16 protein-coding genes are annotated in these 19,494 nt (G+C 70.7%); 8 read left to right on the top strand and 8 right to left on the bottom strand.

Annotated features, from left to right (window positions below):
• Nucleotides 1–760: 760 nt before the first annotated feature.
• Complete coding sequence (locus PPSIR1_RS06665) at nucleotides 761–2,713, top strand: thiamine pyrophosphate-dependent enzyme (RefSeq protein WP_045115521.1); 1,953 nt, start codon at nucleotides 761–763, stop codon at nucleotides 2,711–2,713.
• Nucleotides 2,714–2,940: 227 nt separating this feature from the next.
• Nucleotides 2,941–3,837, top strand: coding sequence for a fumarylacetoacetate hydrolase family protein (locus PPSIR1_RS06660; protein ID WP_086001070.1), 897 nt, complete (start codon nucleotides 2,941–2,943; stop codon nucleotides 3,835–3,837).
• Here PPSIR1_RS06660 and PPSIR1_RS06655 read toward each other — a convergent pair.
• On the bottom strand, nucleotides 3,830–4,186 hold the full coding sequence (locus tag PPSIR1_RS06655) for an MmcQ/YjbR family DNA-binding protein (RefSeq protein ID WP_006970237.1): 357 nt from the start codon (nucleotides 4,184–4,186) through the stop codon (nucleotides 3,830–3,832). The two genes, PPSIR1_RS06660 and PPSIR1_RS06655, sit on opposite strands and share 8 nt — an antisense overlap.
• Before the next feature lie 26 nt (nucleotides 4,187–4,212).
• Complete coding sequence (locus PPSIR1_RS06650) at nucleotides 4,213–4,782, bottom strand: hypothetical protein (protein WP_006970236.1); 570 nt, start codon at nucleotides 4,780–4,782, stop codon at nucleotides 4,213–4,215.
• Nucleotides 4,783–4,950: 168 nt separating this feature from the next.
• Here PPSIR1_RS06650 and PPSIR1_RS06645 point away from each other — a divergent pair, with 168 nt between their 5' ends.
• On the top strand, nucleotides 4,951–5,595 hold the full coding sequence (locus tag PPSIR1_RS06645) for a Coq4 family protein (protein WP_006970235.1): 645 nt from the start codon (nucleotides 4,951–4,953) through the stop codon (nucleotides 5,593–5,595).
• Nucleotides 5,596–6,065: 470 nt separating this feature from the next.
• Here PPSIR1_RS06645 and PPSIR1_RS06640 read toward each other — a convergent pair whose 3' ends face one another.
• Nucleotides 6,066–6,431, bottom strand: coding sequence for a hypothetical protein (locus tag PPSIR1_RS06640; RefSeq protein ID WP_006970234.1), 366 nt, complete (start codon nucleotides 6,429–6,431; stop codon nucleotides 6,066–6,068).
• Between the two features lie 251 nt (nucleotides 6,432–6,682).
• On the bottom strand, nucleotides 6,683–8,362 hold the full coding sequence (locus tag PPSIR1_RS06635; protein WP_157595260.1) for an MYXO-CTERM sorting domain-containing protein: 1,680 nt from the start codon (nucleotides 8,360–8,362) through the stop codon (nucleotides 6,683–6,685).
• A 175-nt stretch (nucleotides 8,363–8,537) separates the two neighbouring features.
• Here PPSIR1_RS06635 and PPSIR1_RS06630 point away from each other — a divergent pair, with 175 nt between their 5' ends.
• Nucleotides 8,538–9,848 carry a protein kinase domain-containing protein gene (locus tag PPSIR1_RS06630; protein ID WP_198154473.1) on the top strand — a complete coding sequence of 437 codons (1,311 nt, stop codon included), beginning with the start codon at nucleotides 8,538–8,540 and terminating at the stop codon, nucleotides 9,846–9,848.
• Nucleotides 9,849–9,858: 10 nt separating this feature from the next.
• Here PPSIR1_RS06630 and PPSIR1_RS06625 read toward each other — a convergent pair whose 3' ends face one another.
• From PPSIR1_RS06625 to PPSIR1_RS06615, 3 genes are all read right to left on the bottom strand, one after another.
• Entirely contained in the window at nucleotides 9,859–10,260 is a 402-nt protein-coding gene (locus PPSIR1_RS06625) for a hypothetical protein (RefSeq protein WP_006970231.1), read from the bottom strand.
• A gap of 120 nt (nucleotides 10,261–10,380) precedes the next feature.
• Nucleotides 10,381–10,938 carry a redoxin domain-containing protein gene (locus tag PPSIR1_RS06620; RefSeq protein WP_006970230.1) on the bottom strand — a complete coding sequence of 186 codons (558 nt, stop codon included), beginning with the start codon at nucleotides 10,936–10,938 and terminating at the stop codon, nucleotides 10,381–10,383.
• Between the two features lie 11 nt (nucleotides 10,939–10,949).
• The gene (locus PPSIR1_RS06615) at nucleotides 10,950–11,564 is read right to left on the bottom strand and encodes an NAD(P)H-dependent oxidoreductase (protein ID WP_006970229.1); all 615 of its coding nucleotides are present in this window, start codon (nucleotides 11,562–11,564) and stop codon (nucleotides 10,950–10,952) included.
• Between the two features lie 100 nt (nucleotides 11,565–11,664).
• Here PPSIR1_RS06615 and PPSIR1_RS06610 point away from each other — a divergent pair, with 100 nt between their 5' ends.
• On the top strand, nucleotides 11,665–12,630 hold the full coding sequence (locus tag PPSIR1_RS06610) for an AraC family transcriptional regulator (protein ID WP_006970228.1): 966 nt from the start codon (nucleotides 11,665–11,667) through the stop codon (nucleotides 12,628–12,630).
• Nucleotides 12,631–12,632: 2 nt separating this feature from the next.
• Here the strand turns inward: PPSIR1_RS06610 and PPSIR1_RS06605 are convergent, their stop codons facing one another.
• Nucleotides 12,633–13,154 (bottom strand): cysteine hydrolase family protein, encoded by a 522-nt coding sequence (locus PPSIR1_RS06605; RefSeq protein ID WP_006970227.1) that lies wholly within the window; start codon nucleotides 13,152–13,154, stop codon nucleotides 12,633–12,635.
• Between the two features lie 73 nt (nucleotides 13,155–13,227).
• On the opposite strand from PPSIR1_RS06605, the gene PPSIR1_RS06600 reads away from it, so the two are divergent.
• The 3 genes from PPSIR1_RS06600 to PPSIR1_RS06590 are packed head-to-tail and all read left to right on the top strand — an operon-like array spanning nucleotide 13,228 to nucleotide 19,397.
• A complete protein-coding gene (locus PPSIR1_RS06600) occupies nucleotides 13,228–14,172 on the top strand; it encodes a GlxA family transcriptional regulator (RefSeq protein ID WP_006970226.1) in 945 nt (314 codons plus the stop codon).
• 15 nt (nucleotides 14,173–14,187) lie between these two features.
• Entirely contained in the window at nucleotides 14,188–16,305 is a 2,118-nt protein-coding gene (locus PPSIR1_RS06595; protein WP_006970225.1) for a hypothetical protein, read from the top strand.
• Nucleotides 16,306–16,337: 32 nt separating this feature from the next.
• The gene (locus tag PPSIR1_RS06590) at nucleotides 16,338–19,397 is read left to right on the top strand and encodes a M14 family zinc carboxypeptidase (RefSeq protein WP_006970224.1); all 3,060 of its coding nucleotides are present in this window, start codon (nucleotides 16,338–16,340) and stop codon (nucleotides 19,395–19,397) included.
• Nucleotides 19,398–19,494 lie beyond the last annotated feature (97 nt).

The following is a 19,494-nucleotide window of genomic DNA, read 5'->3' as shown; positions in this document are numbered from 1 at the left end:
CGACTTTGGCCACACCAACCTCGGCTGGGAGCACGCGACCCAGGCCGTGACCGGCCGCGCCCTCGATGATCTCGGCACCCGCGTGGGCCTGCGCGTGGCCGACATGACCCTGCTCGTGCTCCGCGGCCAGGACACGCCCGAGGGCCTCGCTACCCTGAGCCTGCACGGGCGCACGCTGAGCGAGGCCCACGCCCTGCTGCGCGCCGCGTTGAACGAGGCCCTTGGCAAGGACGTGGGCGAGCTGCCCCTGCCCGACTACGCCATGCCGGCGCACCCCGTGCGAGACGGGGCCGCCTTCGACACCGAGGGCCTCGATGAAGCCCTCGGCGCCCTGGCGCGGTGGATGGCCAACAGCCACGACCTGCTCGAGCGCTTCGCCCGGGGCGACGAGCAGGCCTCGGAGGTGCGCCTGTGGCCGCACCACTTCGACATGGCCACGCTGACCACCCTGGTCCCCCACGCCGACGCCGAGAAGGCCAAGTCGGTCAACGTCGGCGTGAGTATGGGCGACGGCAGCTACCCCGAGCCCTACGCCTACGTCAGCCCCTACCCCTACCCGCCCAGCCGCGAGGAGGCGCCCGCGCTGACCTTCGGGCGCTGGCACACCGAGGGCTTCTTCGCCGCGGTGCTCACCGGCAGCGAGCTGCTCGCGGGCGGAGCCGAGGGCCAAGCCCAGCGCCTCGAGAGCTTCTTCGTCCAGGCCAGCGGCATCTCGCGGACCTTGCTGGGCGTCGGCGCGGCGCCCAGGCGCAGCCCCAAGCTGGTCTGGTACAAGGCCGCCGAGATCGAAGAGCTGGGCGAGGGCCGGGTCAAGAGCGTGAACGCGGGCCACCGCGGGGTGTGCCTGACCCGCCACGAGGGCTGCTACTCGGCGCTGACCAACGCCTGCCCCCACCAGGGCGGGCCGCTGGGCGAGGGCTCCATCGAGAACGGCTGGCTGCGCTGCCCGTGGCACGGCTGGGACTTCCACCCGCGCACCGGCCAGTCCCCCGACGGCCACGACGACGGCCTCGAGACCTTCCCCGTCGAGGTCCGCGAGGACGGGGTCTACGTCGGCGTGGCCCCCGAAGACCCCCACGCGCGCGACGCCTCCGACGTGATCGCCGAGACCCTGACCAACTGGGGCGTGCGCTGGGTGTTCGGCATGGTCGGCCACTCCAACCTCGGCCTCGCCGACGCCCTGCGCCGGCGCACGGAGACCGGCGAGCTGGGCTACGTCGGCATCCGCCACGAGGGCGCGGCGGCCTTCGCCGTCTCGGCCTACGGCAAGCTGACCGGGCGCCCCGCCGCCTGCCTGGCCATCGCCGGGCCCGGGGCCACCAACTTGCTCACCGGGCTGTGGGACGCCAACGTCGACCGGGCCCCGGCCATCGCCTTGACCGGGCAGGTCCAGAGCCAGGTCCTCGGCCGCGGCGCCTTCCAGGAGATCGACCTCGAGGCGGCCTACGGCGGGGTCGCCCAGTTCTCGGCCAGCGTGCTCCACGACTCCCACTTCGCCGAGCTCGCCAACCTCGCGTGCAAGCGCGCCATCCTCGGCCGCGGCGTCTCGCACCTGGTGTTCCCCGACGAGGTCCAGACCCTCCCGGCCCCCGACGCCGCCGCGGGCACGCCCGAGGGCCGCATGCCCGACCTGCACACCGCCCCCTCGCCGGCCTCGCTCGACGCCGCCGTCGAGGCCCTCGAGGCCGCCGAGCGCCCGGTCATCATCGTCGGGCACGGGGCCCGCTTCGCCATGGCCGAGATCGTCGCGCTGGCCGAAGAATTCAACATCCCGGTGGTCACCACCTTCAAGGCCAAGGGCCAGATCTCCGACGCCCACCCCCTCGGCTGTGGCGTACTCGGGCGCAGCGGCACCCCCGTCGCCAGCTGGTTCATGAACGAGTCCGACCGCCTGCTCGTGCTCGGCTCGAGCTTCTCCAACCACACCGGCATCACCAGCTACAAGCCCATCGTCCAGGTCGACTTCGAGGCCGAGGCCCTCGGCCGGCGCCACGCCGTCGACGTCCCGGTGCTCGGGGAGATCGGCGTGACCGTCGGGCTCCTGCGCGAGCGCCTGCGCGCGGCCAAGCTCGCCTTCATCGACCAGCGCGAGGAGGTCGCGTCGCGCTGGGCGATCTGGCGCGAGGAGAAGCGCAGCCGCCTCGACGACGACATGGGCAAGGGCATCAACAGCGCGGCGATCTTCGACGCCCTCGGGCGCAAGGCCCCTAGCGACGCCATCATCGCCGTCGACGTCGGCAACAACACCTACTCCTTCGGCCGCTACTTCGAGGCCCGCGAGCACACCATCTTGATGTCGGGCTACCTGGGCAGCATCGGCTTTAGCCTGCCCGCGGCCATGGGCGCCTGGGTCGCGACCCAAGAGGACGATCCGGCCTTCAAGGGCCGCAAGGTCATCTCCGTGTCCGGCGACGGCGGCCTGGGCCAGTACCTCGCCGACTTCACCACCTGGGCCAAGTACGGCATGAACATCACCCACGTCCTGCTCAACAACGGCGAGCTGGGCAAGATCAGCAAGGAGCAGCGCGTGGGCGGCTGGGACGTGTGGCAGACCGGGCTGCACAACCCCAACTTCGCGCGCTTCGCCGACAACTGCGGCGGCCTCGGGATCCGCGTCGAGACCCTCGACGAGCTCGACGCGGCCCTCGAGCGCGCCCTCGCCCACGAGGGGCCGGCGCTGGTCGAGATCATGGCTGACGCCCTGCTGTTTTGAGGAGGTGAGGCAAAAAATCTCGCAAACCCTTAATCCATTCGCGGGTCCGCGGGTACTACTCCAGTGAAGGGCGCCTCGGCGTTCATCCCTCCATCCAAGCAAACCCGTTCATCCTCCCGCGCGGCGTCTCGGACCATGGACGCCGCGCGGGGTCCCATCCTCGCAACCGCTCTCCCCGACATCTCCCCCGTCTTGCGGGTCGTCATGGCCGATGCTACTCGCAGCGGATGCCAGCACTGGCGACTCCGACCACGCTGTGGTTGGCGCGGACCCACGCGCCCGACCAGACCCCCTTCGCGGCCACGACCCTGCGCTGCGCCACGGCGGGCGAGGTCCCGGGGCCCAACCAGGAGTGGGAGCCGATCGCCGACGTGGTCCAGGCCCTGCGCGCGTCGAGCGAGGGCGCCGATCTGCACGCGGCCGTCGCCGAGGCCCAAGCCCTCGGCCCCGCGCAGACCCTGTTCGAAGACCAGGCCGTGCTCGCCCCGCCCCTGGCCCCGACCAAGGTGTTGGCGATCGGTCGCAACTACGCCGCCCACGCCAAGGAGCTCGGCAACGAGGTGCCCAGCTCGCCGCTGAGCTTCTTCAAGCCGCCCTCGTGCCTGCTCGCCTCCGGCCAGCCGCTGTCGCTGCCCCGCGGCTACGCGCGCATCGACATGGAGGCCGAGCTGGTCCTCGTCATCGGCCGACGCGCCCGCCAAATCGCAGCCGCCGACGCCTGGGCCCACGTCGGGGCCTACCTCATGGGCAACGACATCTCCTGCCGAGACCTCCAGCGCAGCGACAAGCAGTGGACCCGCGCCAAGGGCTTCGACGGCTTCGGCCCCGTGTCGGCCTTCGCCCGGCTCAGCCCCGCCGCCGAGCTCCCGCCCGTCGACGCGCTCCGCGTCCGCGGCCTGCTCGGCGACGAGCTCGTCCAGGACGGCCCAACGAGCGCGATGATCTTCGACGTCCCCACCCTCCTCGAGCACCTCAGCGCGTGCATGACCCTCGAGGTCGGCGACTTGATCTTCACCGGCACCCCCGCGGGCGTGAGCGCCCTCGAGCCCGGCATGGTCACCCGCGTGGAGCTCGACGGCCCGCCGAGCTTCGCCCTCGCGCCCGTGGTCACGCCGCTCACTTGAGCTGATCGAGGGCCCGCTTGGGCGCGACCGTGGTGTAGCCCTCGACCAGCAGCGACTCGACCTCGGCCCAGTTGGCCCTGGGCACGAGGCGGACCCCCACCCAGCCCTTGTGGCCCAGATACTTGGGCCGATAGAAGCGATCGGGGTCCGTCGCGATCAGGTCCTCTTGCGCGCCCTCGGGCAGCTTGATCCACACCCCCGGACGGCCCTCGTCGTAGGACCCCGAGTGGAAGGTGGCGAAGGTCCGCTTCCCGCCCCACCAGGTCGGCGAGCCGTGGGAGAGCTTCTCCGAGGTCTCTGGCAAAGCCTCGATGATGGCGCGCACGCGCCCGAGCAGATCGTCGCTCATGTCCGAATCATGCCCGACATTTGGGCTCACTTCTGGGGGCAGTCGAGGACGTGCGCCGGATCGTAGTGGAAGACCCACGCGATGTTGGCCTTGGCGTCGATCCACTCACGGCACGAGCCGACGTGAAAGCGGTGCTGCTCCACGCCAGCGACGGGCTCGAAGTCGCCGAGGGGCGGCGCGTCGCCGTGGGAGCAGGTCAGCGTCGAGCCGATGTCGGCCATGAGCTCGACGCCGCTGGTCGGGCTGGTCAGCACCAGGTCGACCCCCTCGCGCTGGCCCTCGGAGGCGGACAGCTCGGTATACATGCGGACCTCGTAGCGCTGCTCCTTGCCAAAGTGCGCGCCGGCCATGGCGATCTGGTAGCCGCTCAGACGCGAGAGTCGGTTCGCCTCGAGCTCGACCACGAAGGGCTTTTCGGCCGCGCTCGCTTCTTGGATGCAGCGGCTCACCGCGTCGGACAGGGGCAGCCCCGAAGAGCCACAGCGCTCGAAGTTGGTGTCCGGCGTATCCCGAAACAGCATGCCGTTGAGGCTGCACGGTGGCGCAGGCTCCGCCTCGGACTGAACCCCCGGCGCGTTGCCCTTGCAGCTGACCATACAGGCAAGAACGGTCAGAATCGCCGCTCGCCCGCAGACACTGGCCTTCATGGCACGAGTCTACACCCTCTACAGTGGGTCCCAGCATCGGAATTTTCAGAAAAAGCGCAAGTTTTGCGCTGTCGAGTTTTCCTGGCCAAAAAACTGACTCGATCTACGATTAGAGTCATGAATCGCTGGCAAGTGTTTCGAGAGCTGCGTTCGGCCATGCGCGACCCCAACCGCCTCGGGGACGTCGCCGCCTACAAGAGCGAGCTGGGCGGCACGCGGGCGCGGCCCGAGGTCGAGGCCCAGCTCGACGGTGTCCGCGACTACCGGCCGCCCGTCGACCTCGACGCCCTCGAGCAGCTCCCCGCCGGCACCCTCGGTCGGGAGTACGCCCGCTTCTTGAAGGCCAACGGGCTCAACCCCTTCCTGCTCTCCGACCAGGTACCCGCGGACATCGTCGCCCGCAACGCCCTGGTGATCCGCTACGGGATCATCCACGACATGGTCCACGTGCTCACGGGCTTCGACTCGAGCTGGCCCGGGGAGGTCGGCGTGTGGGCCTTCGTCGGCGGGCAGTACTACAGCCGCGGCCTGCAGATGGCCTCGCTCACCGCCCTGCTCGTCGCGCCCCTCTTCTCGCCCCTGCGCCTGGGCCAGGCCTTCCGGGCCTTCCGCCGCGGCTGGGCCATGGGCAAGGCGGCGAAGCTGCTCATCGCCGAACGCCTCGAGGAAGACTTCGACACGCCCCTCGAGACCCTACGCGCGCGCCTGGACATCGAGGGCGCCCGCGACGAGTACGTGGCGGCGGAGGCCCTCACCGCCTAGCAGTCGCCCACCCCGGCCGCGCCGGGACCCATGATCCACGAAAGCATCGTCCACGGACTCAGCTGGCGTTGAACCCGTGGGCGGCTGCCTTTCTCGGTAGCAGTCGCCCACCCCGGCCGCGCCGGGACCCATGATCCACGAAAGCATCGTCCACGGACTCAGCTGGCGTTGAACCCGTGGGCGGCTGCCTTTCTCGGTAGGGCATCGGAGAAGTCATCGCGGCTCCTCGCGCCGTGGATTTTCGTCGAGATCGCGGAGCCAAAACACCGCTGTGGTGGATCCCACCGCAAGTTTTGGCGACAAAGAGCTCGGCGAAAAGACCAAGCGAGGTGTCGTGAGGACGTCTCCGATGTCCTGCTAGAGCCCCGATCGGTTGTTTGAGCGCGCGGCCCAGGGTGCGTCTGGAGCCTGTGGAGAAACCCAACGCGGCCCAGGGTGCGTCATCGCAGCCCCACCCCAGCGCTCACCGACTACTCAGGCGCAGCACCGAAGACGCACTCGCCAAAGTCCACGTAGGTATCCCCGCAGTAGAGCTCGGACTCCTCGAGTTCCTCGCAGGTCAGGTGGCGCTTGCAGTTGAGCACCGCTGCCGCCGCCCACATGCAATCGGGCGGGACCACGTCGCACTCGGCGATGCACGAGTCGAAGTCCTGAAGCCCGCACGCGTCGTCCATCTCGCAGGCTTTTTTGCAGGGCCCTTTGGCCATGCCGGGGACGAACTCGAGGTCCCGAAGCTGCGTCTGCTCACCGACGGTGGTCTCCCCACCCTCGCAGGCAGTGAACAGGAAGGCGGACACGAAGAGGGTGGCCGTGAGAGTGATCGACTTTCCAAACATCGCAGTAGTCTAGTGTGATTCGAGGGTCGGCGAGGTTGCGATCGACGCGTATTTCCTGCGACTTCGCTCCCTCGAGGCGGTTGGAAACACCCACGCCGACCGTGGCCCACCTTCAGGGCGGCGAGCGGCAGTCCGCGGACTCGAGTTCGCCCTGGTGCTCACGCGCTGGAGCTTCCCCAACCCCGCGCGCGCCTTCACGCGAGGACGTCGAGCTTGGCCCAGCGCTGGGTCGTAGCGGATTTCATCACCGCCTAGGCCCTCGCGCGACGGCGGACCAGGCCGGCCCCGAGGGTGAGCGCGAACAGCCCCAAGGCGTTGCGAAGGGGCGCGCCCTCGGAGGCGCTCGAGCACCCGCAGCCCTCGTCGTCGAGCAGCCCCCCGGCGTCGTCGGCCCCCGTCGCCTCGCCGCCGACCTCGTCGGCTCCGTCACCGCTCGACCCCTCGCCGTCGCTGCCGCTCTCGTCGCCCGAGCTGCCCTCGGACTCCGTCGACTCTTCGGTCTCGGTGCCCTCCGTCGACTCCGCCGTGCCCGTCTCGTCTTCGGCCGTCGGGTTGACCACGATCACCGGCTCGGCGAACAGCTGCCCCTCGCCCTCGTCGGGCTGCGCCGCCCAGTTTGCGACGTTGACCACCTGCGTGCCGTCGGGCACCTCGGCGAGGATCATGTCGACGACCACCGCGGTGCTGCCCCCCACCTCGACCGCGATGTCTTCGACGACCAGCGTGTCCTCGGTCGACGCGTCCACGCCTCCCCCGGCGTCCACGAGGGCCCAGCTCTCGATCTCGGGCGGGATCGGGTCCTCGAGCGCGACCGTCCCCGGCGCGTTGCCTTGATTGGTCAGGCTGATCGTGTAGCGGATCGTGTCGCCCGGCGAGGGCTCCCCGTCCTCGTCCGCGTCCTCGCTCAGGGTCCAGGTCTTCGCCGACTCCGACTGGAAGTCCGGCGCGAACACGTTGACCGCGACGATGTTGTAGGCGAGCCAGTACTTGTCCGTGCCCGCGCTGTAGGTCGTCAGCACGGTGTCGTCTCCGGGGCTGATCGCCGCGTCGATCGAGAACTGATCGATGTCCACGCCGAGCGCGTCGGTCTGCTGCGGGTCCGTGGTGTTGATGGTGTGGTTCATCGGGTTGTCGGCGGGGTTGATCCCGTCCGAGAGCAGCACCGGCGCGCCCCCAGGCATGCCCTGGACCGTGACGGACTCGTCGCCCGAGCCGCCCTCGTCGCCCTCGATCACGTACCAGGTCAGGTCCCCCTCGGCCGGGTCGTCGACCTCGATGTTGCCCAGGCTCACGCTCACGCTCGGCTCGGGGTTGTCCGAGGACAGCGTCATCAGGCCGTCGTAGAGCGCGATCCGGCGGGTCGGGTAGTCGGGGTCGCTGTAGACCAGGACGACCGAGAAGGAGGCCGTGTTGGTCGAGCCGTTGGCGATCAGCGCGTCGAACTCGTCGACGGCGTAGTCCCCCGTGAGGCTGCCGAGCAAGCTGGTGACGTTGGCCCGGCACAGCTGCATGTCGTAGTTGAGCGCGCCGGAGTCCGAGCAGTAGCAGTCCTCGGCCTCGACCAGGATCGGCTCGCTCCCCGGCGGCGTGAACGAGACCTCGTCGTCGATGTTGCTCGCGTCGCTGCACTCGTTGTCGGGGATCGACCCGCCCCAGTACAGGAAGGCGCGGCGCAGGATCGCGCCGGGCGGGATGTCGGCCTCAGAGATCGTCGTGACGCCCGGGTGCAAGAGGGTGTCGACGTTGGTCGTGTCCGCGTCGGGCCCGTCGATGGCCAGGGCGCCGCCGGTCGCAAAGAAGGTCGCGTTGCCGCTGTAGGTGTAGCGCTCGAGCAGCGGCTCGTCCGCTCGCGCGGGCCCGGCGAGGGCGGTCACGAGACCGATCGAGAGCCCGAGGGCAGGGGCACTACGCAGCACGCTTTGGCGTTTCACCGCCCGAAACTAGCAGCCTGAGCGGGGCCAAGGGATGTCTAGTGGGCGTGGCTCGCTCGGCCCCCACCCGGCGCCGTGGTGTGCACAAAGCGGCGCAGGTTGGGTCCAGGACAGCGATAACGGCCGCAAATACGGGGCGCGACAAGCGGCGCCAAGGGCCGTAAACTATGCGACGGTGGCAGCGGACAGCGAAGACTCCATGGAGCCCACGGAGACCCTGCTCGACTCACGGGCGCGGCGAGTCGAGCGTGCGCCCAAATTCGACGATCTGATCCGCACCCTGCTCCCGACCAGCGGTCGGCTCAGCCTCGGTGACCTGATCGGCAGCGGGGGCATGGGCTCGGTGACCGCCGCCCGCGAGCAGGGCCTCGAGCGGACCGTCGCCCTCAAGCAGCTCGCCGACGAGCACCGCGAGAACCCCACCCTGGTCGCCTCGCTGATCCGCGAGGCCCGGGTCACCGCCCGCCTCGAGCACCCCTGCGTCGTCCCCATCTACGAGATCGGCGTCCGCGAGTACGACCACGTCTACTACACGATGAAGCGCATCGAGGGCGACACGCTGTCGAGCGTGGTCCGCCGCTCGGCCCTCGCCGAGCGCACCCGGGCCGAGCTCCTCGACCTCGTCGACGCCATCGTCCGCATCTGCGGCGCCGTCGCGGCGGCCCACGACATCGGCTACGTGCACTGCGACATCAAGCCGCAGAACATCATGCTCGGCCGCTTCGGCGCGGTCTACCTGATGGACTGGGGCGGCGCGCAGCCCTTCGGCAAGGCCCGCGAGGAGGCCCGACGCTCCCGCGAGGCCGCCGTGCTCGGGGGCAAGCGCATCGTCGTCCGCACCCCCGCGTTCATGGCCCCCGAGCAGGCCGTGCGCGCCAAGGTCACCCCGGCCACGGACATCTTCCTGCTCGGCGGCGTGCTCTACTACGTCGCCACCGGCTGCGCTCCCTACTCGGGCGCCGGCTCCGTGGAGAACATGCGCTCGCGGGCCAAGGCCGGCAGCTTCCAGCCCCCCTCGGTCCGCGACCCCAGCATCGAGCCGGCCCTCGAGGCGATCATCCTGCGCGCCATGGCCTTCGACCCCGAGGACCGCTACCCCTCGGCCCAGGCCCTCGCCGACGCCCTCAAGGCCTACTCCCGCGGCTCCGGCTGGGAGTTCCCGATCCGCACCTACGAGCCCGGCGAGGTCATCATCCAAGAGGGCGAGGTGGCCGAGACCGCCTACGTGATCATCGACGGCAGCTGCGAGGTCTCCCGCGTCGGCGACGACGGCGGCGAGCAGCGCCTGCGGGTCATGGACGCCGGCGAGGTCTTCGGCGAGACCGCGATCTTCGCGGGCGTGCGCCGGACCGCCACGGTCCGGGCCCTCGAGCCCACGAAGGTCGGCGTGATCACGCGGGATCTGTTCGAGCGAGACGTCGCGCGCTGGAACCCGTGGATGGCCCGCTTCGTCGAGACCCTGGCGAAGCGGCTGGCGGCGGACTGAGCCCGCCGAGCTACTTCTTCTCGAGGTTCATCGTCGCGTACCACCCGCTCGCGTTGGGGCTGACGATGGGCTTGATGTTCTCGAAGGTCCCCGCCATCCGCATCTTGGGGTCGTCGGGGTCGTGGGCCATCACGTAGCCCGTCCACGACTGCTTGACCACATTGGGGACCACGCGCGTGAAGGTCAGGCGCTGGTTCTTGCTGTCCCACTTCGCGTCGACCACGTCGCCGCTGTTGAGCTCGGCCGAGACCTCGCCCCCCTTCTCGCCGTGGATCGTCAGCACGTAGATGCGCTGGTTTGCGATCACGCTCCACTTACCCAGGGGCAGCTCGGGCACGGCGGTGTAGGGACCGTCAAAGAGGGCGCTCTTGGGGAAGGCGCCGGGCTCGGGGGGTAGCTCGATGGTGCTCACGCCGCGAAGTCTACCCACGGTCCGCCCGCGGGCGCCTCAGGGACTGTGAAGTTTTCACAGTCCCTGTCGATTTTAGCCGTCGTGGACGACGCCACACCCTCCCTGCCCCACGTCCACGACTCAGCCGTAGGGTCGGGCTCCGCGGATGGGGTAGTCGTTGTCGGGGTTGCGGATCCACTTCAGCCCCCGCGCCAGCGTATCCAGCTCTGGGCGCACGAAGGGGTTGTTCGAGATGTCGACGACCTGCAGCGTCCCGTGCTCGTTGATGACGAACACGCCAGGCTCCGCGAAGGGGTGGTCGGTCTCCTCGGGCGAGCGGGGATCCGAGATGTACAGGCCCAGCTGCTGCATCTGGGTGACGCTCAGGCTGTGAAAGATCGGGAAGCTGGGCTCGGCGCCGAGCTGGCCCAGGTGCCGCTCGAGCTGGGCGGCGCTGTCGCCCGAGACGGCCGCGACGTCGACCCCGATCGCCGTGAACTGGGGCAGCAGCGGCGTGAGCATGTCGAGGTAGCGGGTGCACATCGGGCAGTGGCGGCCGCGGTAGACGACGACCATCATCCAGTCCGCGTCGCCTTGGGGTTTGCACAGGTCGCGGACGCTGCCGTCGAGGCTGGGGACCTCGAGGCTCGGGAACGCGGCGCCAGGGTGGAGCTTTTGGGTGTGGCTGGGAGTGGTCATGGTGGTGGTCCTCAGGCGGGCAGGTGGTCGCCGACGTGTGTGCGCAGGTGTTGGTCGAAGCGGGCGAGGTCGGACTCGATCTCCGGGTTCTTCATCACGTCGAAGCAAGCGAAGGTGGGCAGGGGCGTCGCGCCGAAGAAGTCGAGGTTGAGGTGCATGGGCCATAGCAGGTCGTCCATGGACCGCCCGCCGAAGAACTCTGCCTCGTCGTCGAAGGCCTCGCGCGGGGCGTTGAAGGTCACGGACAGCATGTAGCGCGTGCCCGTCAGCGAGCCGCCCCGGCCGTAGTTGGCCTTGGGCTGCTCGCGGCTGCGGCCGTCTCCGGCGCACAGGCGCCCGTCCATGCCGGCCGAGTACACGACGTCCATGTAGCGCTTGAAGCTCCACGGCGCGCCCATCCAGTTCACGGGGAACTGCAAGAGGATGAGGTCGGCCCACCGGTGCTTGTCGATCTCGGCGTCGACGTCGAGGGCGGGGGCGCCGGCGACGTCCGCGGTCTTCGAGACGCGCAGCTCGTGGCCCGCGCCCCCGAGCAGCGCCTGCGCGCGCTCGACCAAGGTGGCGTTGAGGCGGCCCGGGGAGAAGGGGTAGGGCTGGTGGCCGTTGAGGATGAAGACCTTGCTCATGGCCAGGACAAGCTAGGACCGGGCGGGTAGACAATCCATGACATCAAATCTAAATTTTGTGCTCCTTCGTCCAAGAGCTCTCTCGCTCCGGATCCAGCCCATGCTCACCTTCGCCGAGCTCCACGAGCCCCGCCACGCCCTCCTCGACTCGCTGCTGCGCCTGCGCCTGCGCGAGAGCAGCTACTGCCAGTCCCTGCTGGCCGCGCCCTGGGGCCTGGCCGTGCCCGAGAGCGCCCGCGGGGCGGCCTACGTGTTCGTGGCCCGGGGTCGGGCGACCCTGCGCGCGGCCGGTGAGCGCGTCGCCCTGGGGCCCGGCGACTTCGCCCTGCTCGCCCAGGGCGACGCCCACGAGCTCGCCAGCGGCAAGCGCACGCCCGTCTACCCCCTCTCCGAGCTCGAGTGGGACAGCGTGCTCGGGCGCTGCATCGTCCGCAGCGGGGGCGCGGGCGCGGTCACCCACCTGCTCACCGGCGGCCTCGACTTCGAGCTCAACGCCCTGCTGCCCGCGCTGCCGCCGGTGCTCTCGCTCTCGGCCGAGCAGGCCCCGGACTGGCTCGCGGGCCTGAGCGCCCTGCTCGTCGACGAGGCGGCGCAGCCCGGGGCCGGGAGCGAGCTGGTGCTCTCGCGCCTGGCCGAGCTCCTCGCCGTCGGGGCGATCCGCGAGTGGCTCGACGGCGGCGACGAGGAGTCCCCGGGGCTGCTCCGCGCCCTGCGTGATCCGCCGATCCGCCGCTCCCTCGACCTGCTCCACCGCGACCCCCGAGAGCCGTGGACCGTCGCCAGCCTGGCCAAGGCCGTGGGCCTGTCGCGCAGCGCGTTCGCGGCTCGCTTCCAGGCCTGCCTCGGCGTCTCGCCCATGCGCTACTACACGCGCTGGCGCATGGGCCACGCCGAGCAGTGGCTGCGCGACGAGCAGCGCAGCGTCGAGGAGGTCGCCGACGCCCTCGGCTACGCGTCGCGGGCCGCGTTCACCCGGGCCTTCAAGTCGGCCCTCGGGCACTCGCCGGGGCAGGCCCGACGGCGCGCCCGGGAGCGGCTGACGACCATCAACGAGCGCCTGGTCTGACCTCAGGCCGCGATGGCCTCGGTCGAGGACACCAGCTTCACCCGCGTCGACAGGGCATGCAGCGCGATCACGTGCAGCATCTCGTCGACGGTGGTGCAGCAGTCCGCGAGCACGCTGACGGCGTACTTCTCGGCCGCCTTGGAGATCGCGGTGTGGGTGACGCAGTTTTGGGTCATCATCCCGGCGACGAGCAGCTCGGTGACGCCGAGGCCCGAGAGCAGCTCCTCGAGCTTGGTCTGCTCGAAGCTGTCGGCGAAGGCCTTGACGACCACGGGGCCGTCGGGGGCCGCCTCGCGGATCGCCCCGTGGATCTCGACCCCCGGGGTGCCGGCGTTGAAGAAGGGCGAAGGCCCCGCGCTGGGGTCGGCGACGTGCTGGACGTGGATCACCGGGATGTTCGCGTCGCGGGCCGCCCCGATCGCGCGCTCGAGCTGCGCGAGGGTGCCCTCGGCGTTCCACAGCGGGTAGGCGCCGCCGGGGAAGTAGTCGTTTTGGAGGTCGATGACGATCAGTGCCTTGCTCATGCCCGGAGTCTGCTCTGTCACTTCCAGCTGGTCTAGGTTCAAAACTGACAACATCGAGGCCAAACATGACAACATGCGCGCCATGGCGGAGACGGTGACCATCGGGGTGCTCGACTACGCGGGGGCCCAGCGGGCTGCCGTCTACGGCCTCGTCGACCTGTTCACCTGGGCCGCGCGCCTGCACGAGCGACGCACGGGCGCGAGCGGCCTCGAGGTCTCGCGCTTCGAGCAGGCCGCCCTCGACGAACCCGACACGCCGCTGACCGCCGTGGTCCTGCCCCCGAGCCTGGGCGAGTCTCCGCCCGGGCCCATCGACGAGGCCGTCGGCGCCTGGCTGCTGCGCCGCCACGAGGCCGGCACCATGCTCTGCTCGGTGTGCGTCGGGGCGTTCTTGCTCGCGGACATCGGCCTCCTCGACGGCCGCCCCGCGACGACGCACTGGGCCCTCGACGAGGCCTTTGGCCAGCGCTACCCCGAGGTCGAGCTGGACTGCGATCGCCTGCTCGTCGACGACGGCGACGTGATCACGGCGGGCGGCCTGTTCGCGTGGATCGACCTGGGCCTGTGCCTGGTCGAGCGCACCCTGGGCCCGGCGACCATGCTCGAGACGGCGCGCTTTTTCCTCGTCGATCCCGGCGGCCGAGAGCAGCGCTTTTACCGGACCTTCACGCCGACCCTGACCCACGGCGACGCGCAGATCCTGAAGGTCCAGCGCTGGCTCCAGCGCAACGTCGGCAAGCCGGTGAACGTGGCCAAGATGGCCAAGCGCGCGGGCCTGGGCGAGCGCACCTTCATGCGCCGCTTTCAACGGGCGACCGGGCTGCGGACCCGCGAGTACCTCCAACACCTGCGGGTGGGCAAGGCCCGCGAGCGCCTCGAGCTGAGCCAGGACAGCCTCCAAGAGATCGCCTGGGCCGTGGGCTACGAGGACGCCGGGGCCCTGCGCAAGGTGTTCGCGGAGCTCGTCGGGCTCACGCCGGCGGAGTACCGCCGACGCCTCGGCGGGCGGGCGCGCTGAGCTACACTGGCTGCCATGATCCGGGGACACTGGGGGCGCAACGTGGGACTCGCCGTCGCTTCGCTCGCGCTGGCTTGCAACCCCGACGCCGTCGACCCGAGCGGTGACGAGGCCGGGTCCGAGGCCGCCCCGTGCACCGACGCCGAGCTCGAAGGCAACGGCTGGGTCTACGCCCGCACCAGCTACCCCCAGCTCGACGCCCTGTGGTCCGACGGCGAGCGCTTCCTCGCCTACGGCCACGACGGCGCGCTGCTGAGCTTCGACGGCGAAGCGCTCGAGCTGCGCGAGGGCTTCTTCGAGCTCGACAACCCCGAGCTCTTCGCCCGCGCCCCGGACGACGCGTGGCTCTACGGCTCCTACGAGCTCGGCTACTGGGACGGCGAGACCTTGACCCACACCCTGACCGCGGACGAGGCCGAGGTCGTCATCACCGCCGAGGGCGAGGCCTACTTCGTCGGCGACAGCAGCGACCACGCCCAGAGCGTGCTGCACTGGCAGGGCTCGAGCTGGGTCGGGGTCAGCGTGCCCGTGACCGTCACCGGCATCTCCAGCGTGTGGGCCGAGGGCGAGGAGATGTGGGTCGGGGGCGCGTTTGGACGCTTCGCCCACCGCGTCGACGGCGAGTGGACCATCGAGGAGAGCGGAGAGAACTTCGCGGCGGCGATGATCCACGTCGAGGCCGGCGAGGTCCTGGCGATCGGCCAGGGCGCCCTCGCGCGGCGCAGCACCGCGGGCGAATGGAGCGTCGTCCCGGGGCCCAGCGGCGACCTCGAGCGAGTGCCCGCGGACGCCCCCGGGCTGACCTTCACGACCCAAAGCGGCGACGCGGCCCCCCAGCTGTGGCGCTGGCAGGGCGGCGGCTCCGAGGGCGCCGAGGCCCTCCTCGACCTCGGCACCCTCGGGCTCCGCTCCTCGGCCGCGGCGCCCCTCGTGGTCGCGGGCCGGGCCGAGGCCCTGCAGCTGTTGAGCACCGAGCTGGCCATGGGGCCCACGCCCCAAAACCAGTGGATCCATGGCGTTCAAAACGCCGACTCCTCGCCCCTGGTCCAAGAGCGCCTGCACTTCGAGTCCACCCCCTGGCGAGCAGGCTCGGCCTACGCCATCGACGCGACCCTGCACTACGAGGGGCCGAGGGTGTGGCGCTGGGATCCCGCCGCCCTGGTGTTCGTCGTCGACGGCCTCGAGCTCGACGGCGCCGACCCAGCCACCGACCGGGGCCGGTGGTTCGAGCTGTTCACCCTGCCCACGACGGGCGCCGAGGCCCCGGAGATCGACGACCTCATCGCCGACGGGTCCGCGAGCGCGTGGATGCTCGTCGAGCCCGACCCGAGCGACCCCGACGCCCCCCTCGAGCTGCGGCGCTGGGCCGACGGCGAGGCGGGTTTGTGGCAGGCCTGGCAGCCACCGGTCGCCGAGCTCCGCGCCCTGGACCTGCGGGCCTGGGGCCGCACGCCCTGGCTCGTCGCCGAGTTCGAGCGCGAGGGCCCCAACGCCGCCGTGCTGTGGCGCTTCGAGCCGAGCGCAGGCGAAGGCGAAGGGAGCTGGATCCCGACGCTGACGGTCGAAGACGACATGCGGCCCATCGAGTCCATGGCCGAGCTCAACGACGGGCTCGTCGTCGCGACCGACCGGGCCGAGGTGTGGCGCTGGTCTGCGGACCAGGGCTGGACCGTCCTCGCCGAGCAAGACGAGCTCTACGCGCCCAGCTCGGACTCGAACCTCGAGTCCGTCTACGTCACCAGCGTCGGCTCGACCGCGAAGGCCCGCGACATCGTCGCTCGGGTGCGCTACTCCATCGGCTTCGACAGCTACGAGACCTTCACCGAGCTGCACCGCTACGACCCCGCGACGGGGCAGTGGACGCCGTTCGAGCCCCCGGTCAGCGGCGGCGACACCCCCTTCAACGACGCGACGGGGCGCGCGTGGCTGCTCGGCGAGTCCCAGCTCTCGGGCTGGACGCTGCACCGCCACCTCGGCGAAGCGCCAGCGGACCACAGCTGGGAACCCGTCGAAGACGTGCCCATCGCGCTGAGCGGGCTCCGATCGATCCGCCCCACCGCCGACGGCCTGCTGCTCCACGCCCAGCGCTACACCGCGACCTTCCGCTGGCAATGTAGCGAGCTCCCCCCTTGACCAGAGGCGCCCGCCCGCGCTCCCATGCGGGGGTGTCTCGCTCGCTGCCCCTCGCCACGTCCTTGGTCGCCGCCTTCGGCCTGGCCTGCATCACCGCCGGCTCGCTGAGCTGCTCGAGCCTGGCCGTCGCGGGCGAAGGCAGCGCGGAGCCCCAGCTGCCGACGCGCCGCGGCAAGGACAAGCTCGACGTCGACTACGCCCGGGACATCCACGCCAACACCACCGACCCCACCTACCTCAGCGAGTGGGTCGACCACCTGCCGGTCTCGCGGCGGGTCAGCTCGCCCAAGCAGGCCCTGGGCTACAGCATCGGCACCCCCGGCGAGCTGACCCAGCCCGAGACCATCAACGCCTACTTCCGCACCCTCGCCGACGAGAGCCCCCGGGTCCAGGTGTTCTCCATGGGCCGCAGCCACGGCGGGCGCGAGATGATCGTCGCGGCCATCGGCAGCAAGAAGAACCTCGCCAAGCTCGACGAGATCAAGGCGGCCAACCGCGAGCTCGCCGACCCGCGCGTCACCGACGAGCAGCGCGCCCGGGCCCTGGCCAGGGACACGCCGCCGATCTACTGGATGACCGCGGGGCTGCACTCGCCGGAGACCGGGCCGCCCGAGATGGTCATGGAGCTGGCCTACCGCCTCGCCGTCAGCGAGCAGGACCACATCAAAGAGATCCGCGACAACGTCGTCGTGCTGATCACCCCGGTGCTCGAGATGGACGGGCGCGCGCGCATGGTCGACTGGTACTACCGCCACCTCACCGGCGTGACCGAGCGGCGCGACAGCCCCCCACACATGGCGCCGTACTGGGGCGACTACACGGCCCACGACAACAACCGCGACGGCCTGCAGCAGTCCCAGCCGCTGACCCGCAACTACACCGACACCTTCCACGAGTTCCTGCCGGTCTTGACCCTGGACCTGCACGAGTCTGTGCCCCTGCTCTACGTGTCCACGGGCACCGGGCCCTACAACGAGACCATCGATCCGATCACCGTGACCGAGTGGCAGTGGATCGCCAGCTACGAGGTCAGCACGGCGACCAAGCTGGGCCTCCAGGGGGTGTGGACCTGGGGCTTTTACACGGGCTGGTACCCCGGCTACATCCTGTGGGTCTCCAACAACCACAACGCCACGGGCCGCTTCTACGAGACCTTCGGCAACTCCAGCCCCAAGACCTTCGAGCGCGAGCTCGACGACTACAGCTACGCGGGCGCGCGCATCAACTCGCGCCAGTGGTACCGCGCCTGGCCCCCGGACCAGACCCTGACCTGGAGCCTGCGCAACAACACCAACTACATGCAGACCGCCGTGCTCAGCTCGCTGCAGCTGGCCGCGCGCCACGGCGAGGAGCTGCTGTTCAACTTCTGGCAAAAGGGCAGCAACAGCCTCGAGGCCGGCGAGACCGAGCGGCCCCACGCCTTCGTGATCCCGGCCCACGCCGACGCAGCGAGCGAGGCCGGCGCGACGCGGCGCCTGCTCGAGCTGCTGTTGCTGCACCGCATCGAGCTGCACCAGGTCCAGGGCCTGGGCGAGGCCGGCCAGACCTTCCGCGCGGCCAAGGGCGGCGAGCCGGTGACCGTGCACGACGGCGACTACCTCGTGCGCATGGACCAGCCCTACCGCAACTACGCCAAGACCCTGCTCCAGGCCCAGCCCTTCCCCGCCAGCGCCAAGACCACGCCCTACGACGACGTCGCCTGGTCCCTCGACCTGATGCTCGACGTCGAGGTCCTGGCCATCGACGACCCCGCCGTGCTCGCGCTCGACGGCGCCGGCGAGGGCAGCCAGCTGAGCCCCGTCGCCGACCTCGCCGCCGTCGACGATCACCTCGGAGCCCAGGCGGCCACGCCGAGCGGGCCGGGCACGCGCTGGCTCATCGAGCACCGCGGCCAGGCCAGCCTCGCGACGCTGCGCTGGGCCCTGCCCGAATCCGCGAAGGTCCGGGCGCTGAGCGAGGCGTGGCAGGGTCACCCCGCCGGCTCGCTCATCGTCGAGGGCCTCGCGGGCGACGAGCTCGCCCGCCACACCGCGCCCTTGCTGCTCGACGCCCTCGCCCTCGAAGGCGAAGCACCCGGCGAGGCGGCCACCGTCGAGGTCAACCGCCCGCGCGTGGCCCTGTTTCACACCTGGCGCTACACCCAGGACTCGGGCTGGGCCCGCTACACCCTCGAGCAGCTCGGGGTCGAGTTCACGCTCATCGACAAGGACGACCTGCGCGCGGGCGGCCTCGCCGATCGCTTCGACCTGATCTTGGTGCCCAGCCAAGGCGGCATGCGCTTCGCCGACATCGTCCACGGCGTCGACACCAAGTGGGGCCCGCTGGCCTACACCACCACCCCCGAGTTCCCCTCTCACGGCGTCGTCGACAGCTCCCCGGACATCACCGGCGGCATGGGCTTCGCCGGCCTCGGCGAGCTCGAGGCCTTCGTGCGCTCCGGCGGCACCCTGGTGTGCCTGGGCAGCGCGGGCGTGCTCGCGGCCGACGGCGGCCTGGCCCCGGGCGTGCGCAGCCTCGACCCCGGCGGCACCCCGGGCTCGCACCTGACCACCAAGCGCCTGCGCCCCGACCACCCCCTGGCCTGGGGCTACGAGGCCGTCGACTGGGTGTTCCGCGGCAACCTCCCGGTCTACGCCGTGCGCGACTGGGACTGGGGACGAACGGTCGTGCAGTTCGGGACCAAGACCCACGTCGACGCCCAGCGCGAGGCCGACCGCAAAGCCGACATCCCCGCCGAGCCCGAGGCCCTCGCCGAGCTCGAGGGCGACGCGCCCGCCGAGCCCGAAGCTGCCGAGCCTACCGAGCCCCCGAGCCCGTCAACCGCGAGCGCCAAGGTCCCCCTCGCGCGCTCGGGCATCGTCACCAAGCCCAAGGCCATCGAGCGCCGAGCCGCCCTCCTCGACGTGCCCGTGGGTGACGGCCGGGTCCTGCTGTTCGCCTGGAACCCCTTGCACCGCCATCAAAACGAGCACGACTTCGCCTACGTGACGAACGCGCTGCTGTTCTTCGACGACATGCCCGACCGAGCGCCCAGTCGCGACCAAATGCGCACATGGGAGGTCCCGCTAGACGCCGGTGATTCGCGAAACTGAAACGAGCTGCCGATTCGCTGTTTCCTTCTTGCTCCCGCATGGAGGGCGGGGACTGCGAGGGCATGGGCGGCATGGGCAACCCGGGCGAGGGGCTGGG

This window comes from Plesiocystis pacifica SIR-1 (assembly GCF_000170895.1).
In the GTDB taxonomy this organism is placed as follows: domain Bacteria; phylum Myxococcota_A; class Polyangia; order Nannocystales; family Nannocystaceae; genus Plesiocystis; species Plesiocystis pacifica.
This window is presented reverse-complemented; position numbering and strand designations above follow the sequence as displayed.

Bases quoted from the DNA above. Each gene is read 5' to 3' on its own strand.
- PPSIR1_RS06660 (WP_086001070.1), top strand. From the start codon at position 2,941: ATGCCAGCACTGGCGACTCCGACCACGCTGTGGTTGGCGCGGACCCAC.
- PPSIR1_RS06655 (WP_006970237.1), bottom strand. From the start codon at position 4,186: ATGAGCGACGATCTGCTCGGGCGCGTGCGCGCCATCATCGAGGCTTTG.
- PPSIR1_RS06650 (WP_006970236.1), bottom strand. From the start codon at position 4,782: ATGGTCAGCTGCAAGGGCAACGCGCCGGGGGTTCAGTCCGAGGCGGAG.
- PPSIR1_RS06645 (WP_006970235.1), top strand. From the start codon at position 4,951: ATGAATCGCTGGCAAGTGTTTCGAGAGCTGCGTTCGGCCATGCGCGAC.
- PPSIR1_RS06640 (WP_006970234.1), bottom strand. From the start codon at position 6,431: ATGTTTGGAAAGTCGATCACTCTCACGGCCACCCTCTTCGTGTCCGCC.
- PPSIR1_RS06620 (WP_006970230.1), bottom strand. From the start codon at position 10,938: ATGACCACTCCCAGCCACACCCAAAAGCTCCACCCTGGCGCCGCGTTC.
- PPSIR1_RS06615 (WP_006970229.1), bottom strand. From the start codon at position 11,564: ATGAGCAAGGTCTTCATCCTCAACGGCCACCAGCCCTACCCCTTCTCC.
- PPSIR1_RS06610 (WP_006970228.1), top strand. From the start codon at position 11,665: ATGCTCACCTTCGCCGAGCTCCACGAGCCCCGCCACGCCCTCCTCGAC.
- PPSIR1_RS06605 (WP_006970227.1), bottom strand. From the start codon at position 13,154: ATGAGCAAGGCACTGATCGTCATCGACCTCCAAAACGACTACTTCCCC.
- PPSIR1_RS06600 (WP_006970226.1), top strand. From the start codon at position 13,228: ATGCGCGCCATGGCGGAGACGGTGACCATCGGGGTGCTCGACTACGCG.
- PPSIR1_RS06595 (WP_006970225.1), top strand. From the start codon at position 14,188: ATGATCCGGGGACACTGGGGGCGCAACGTGGGACTCGCCGTCGCTTCG.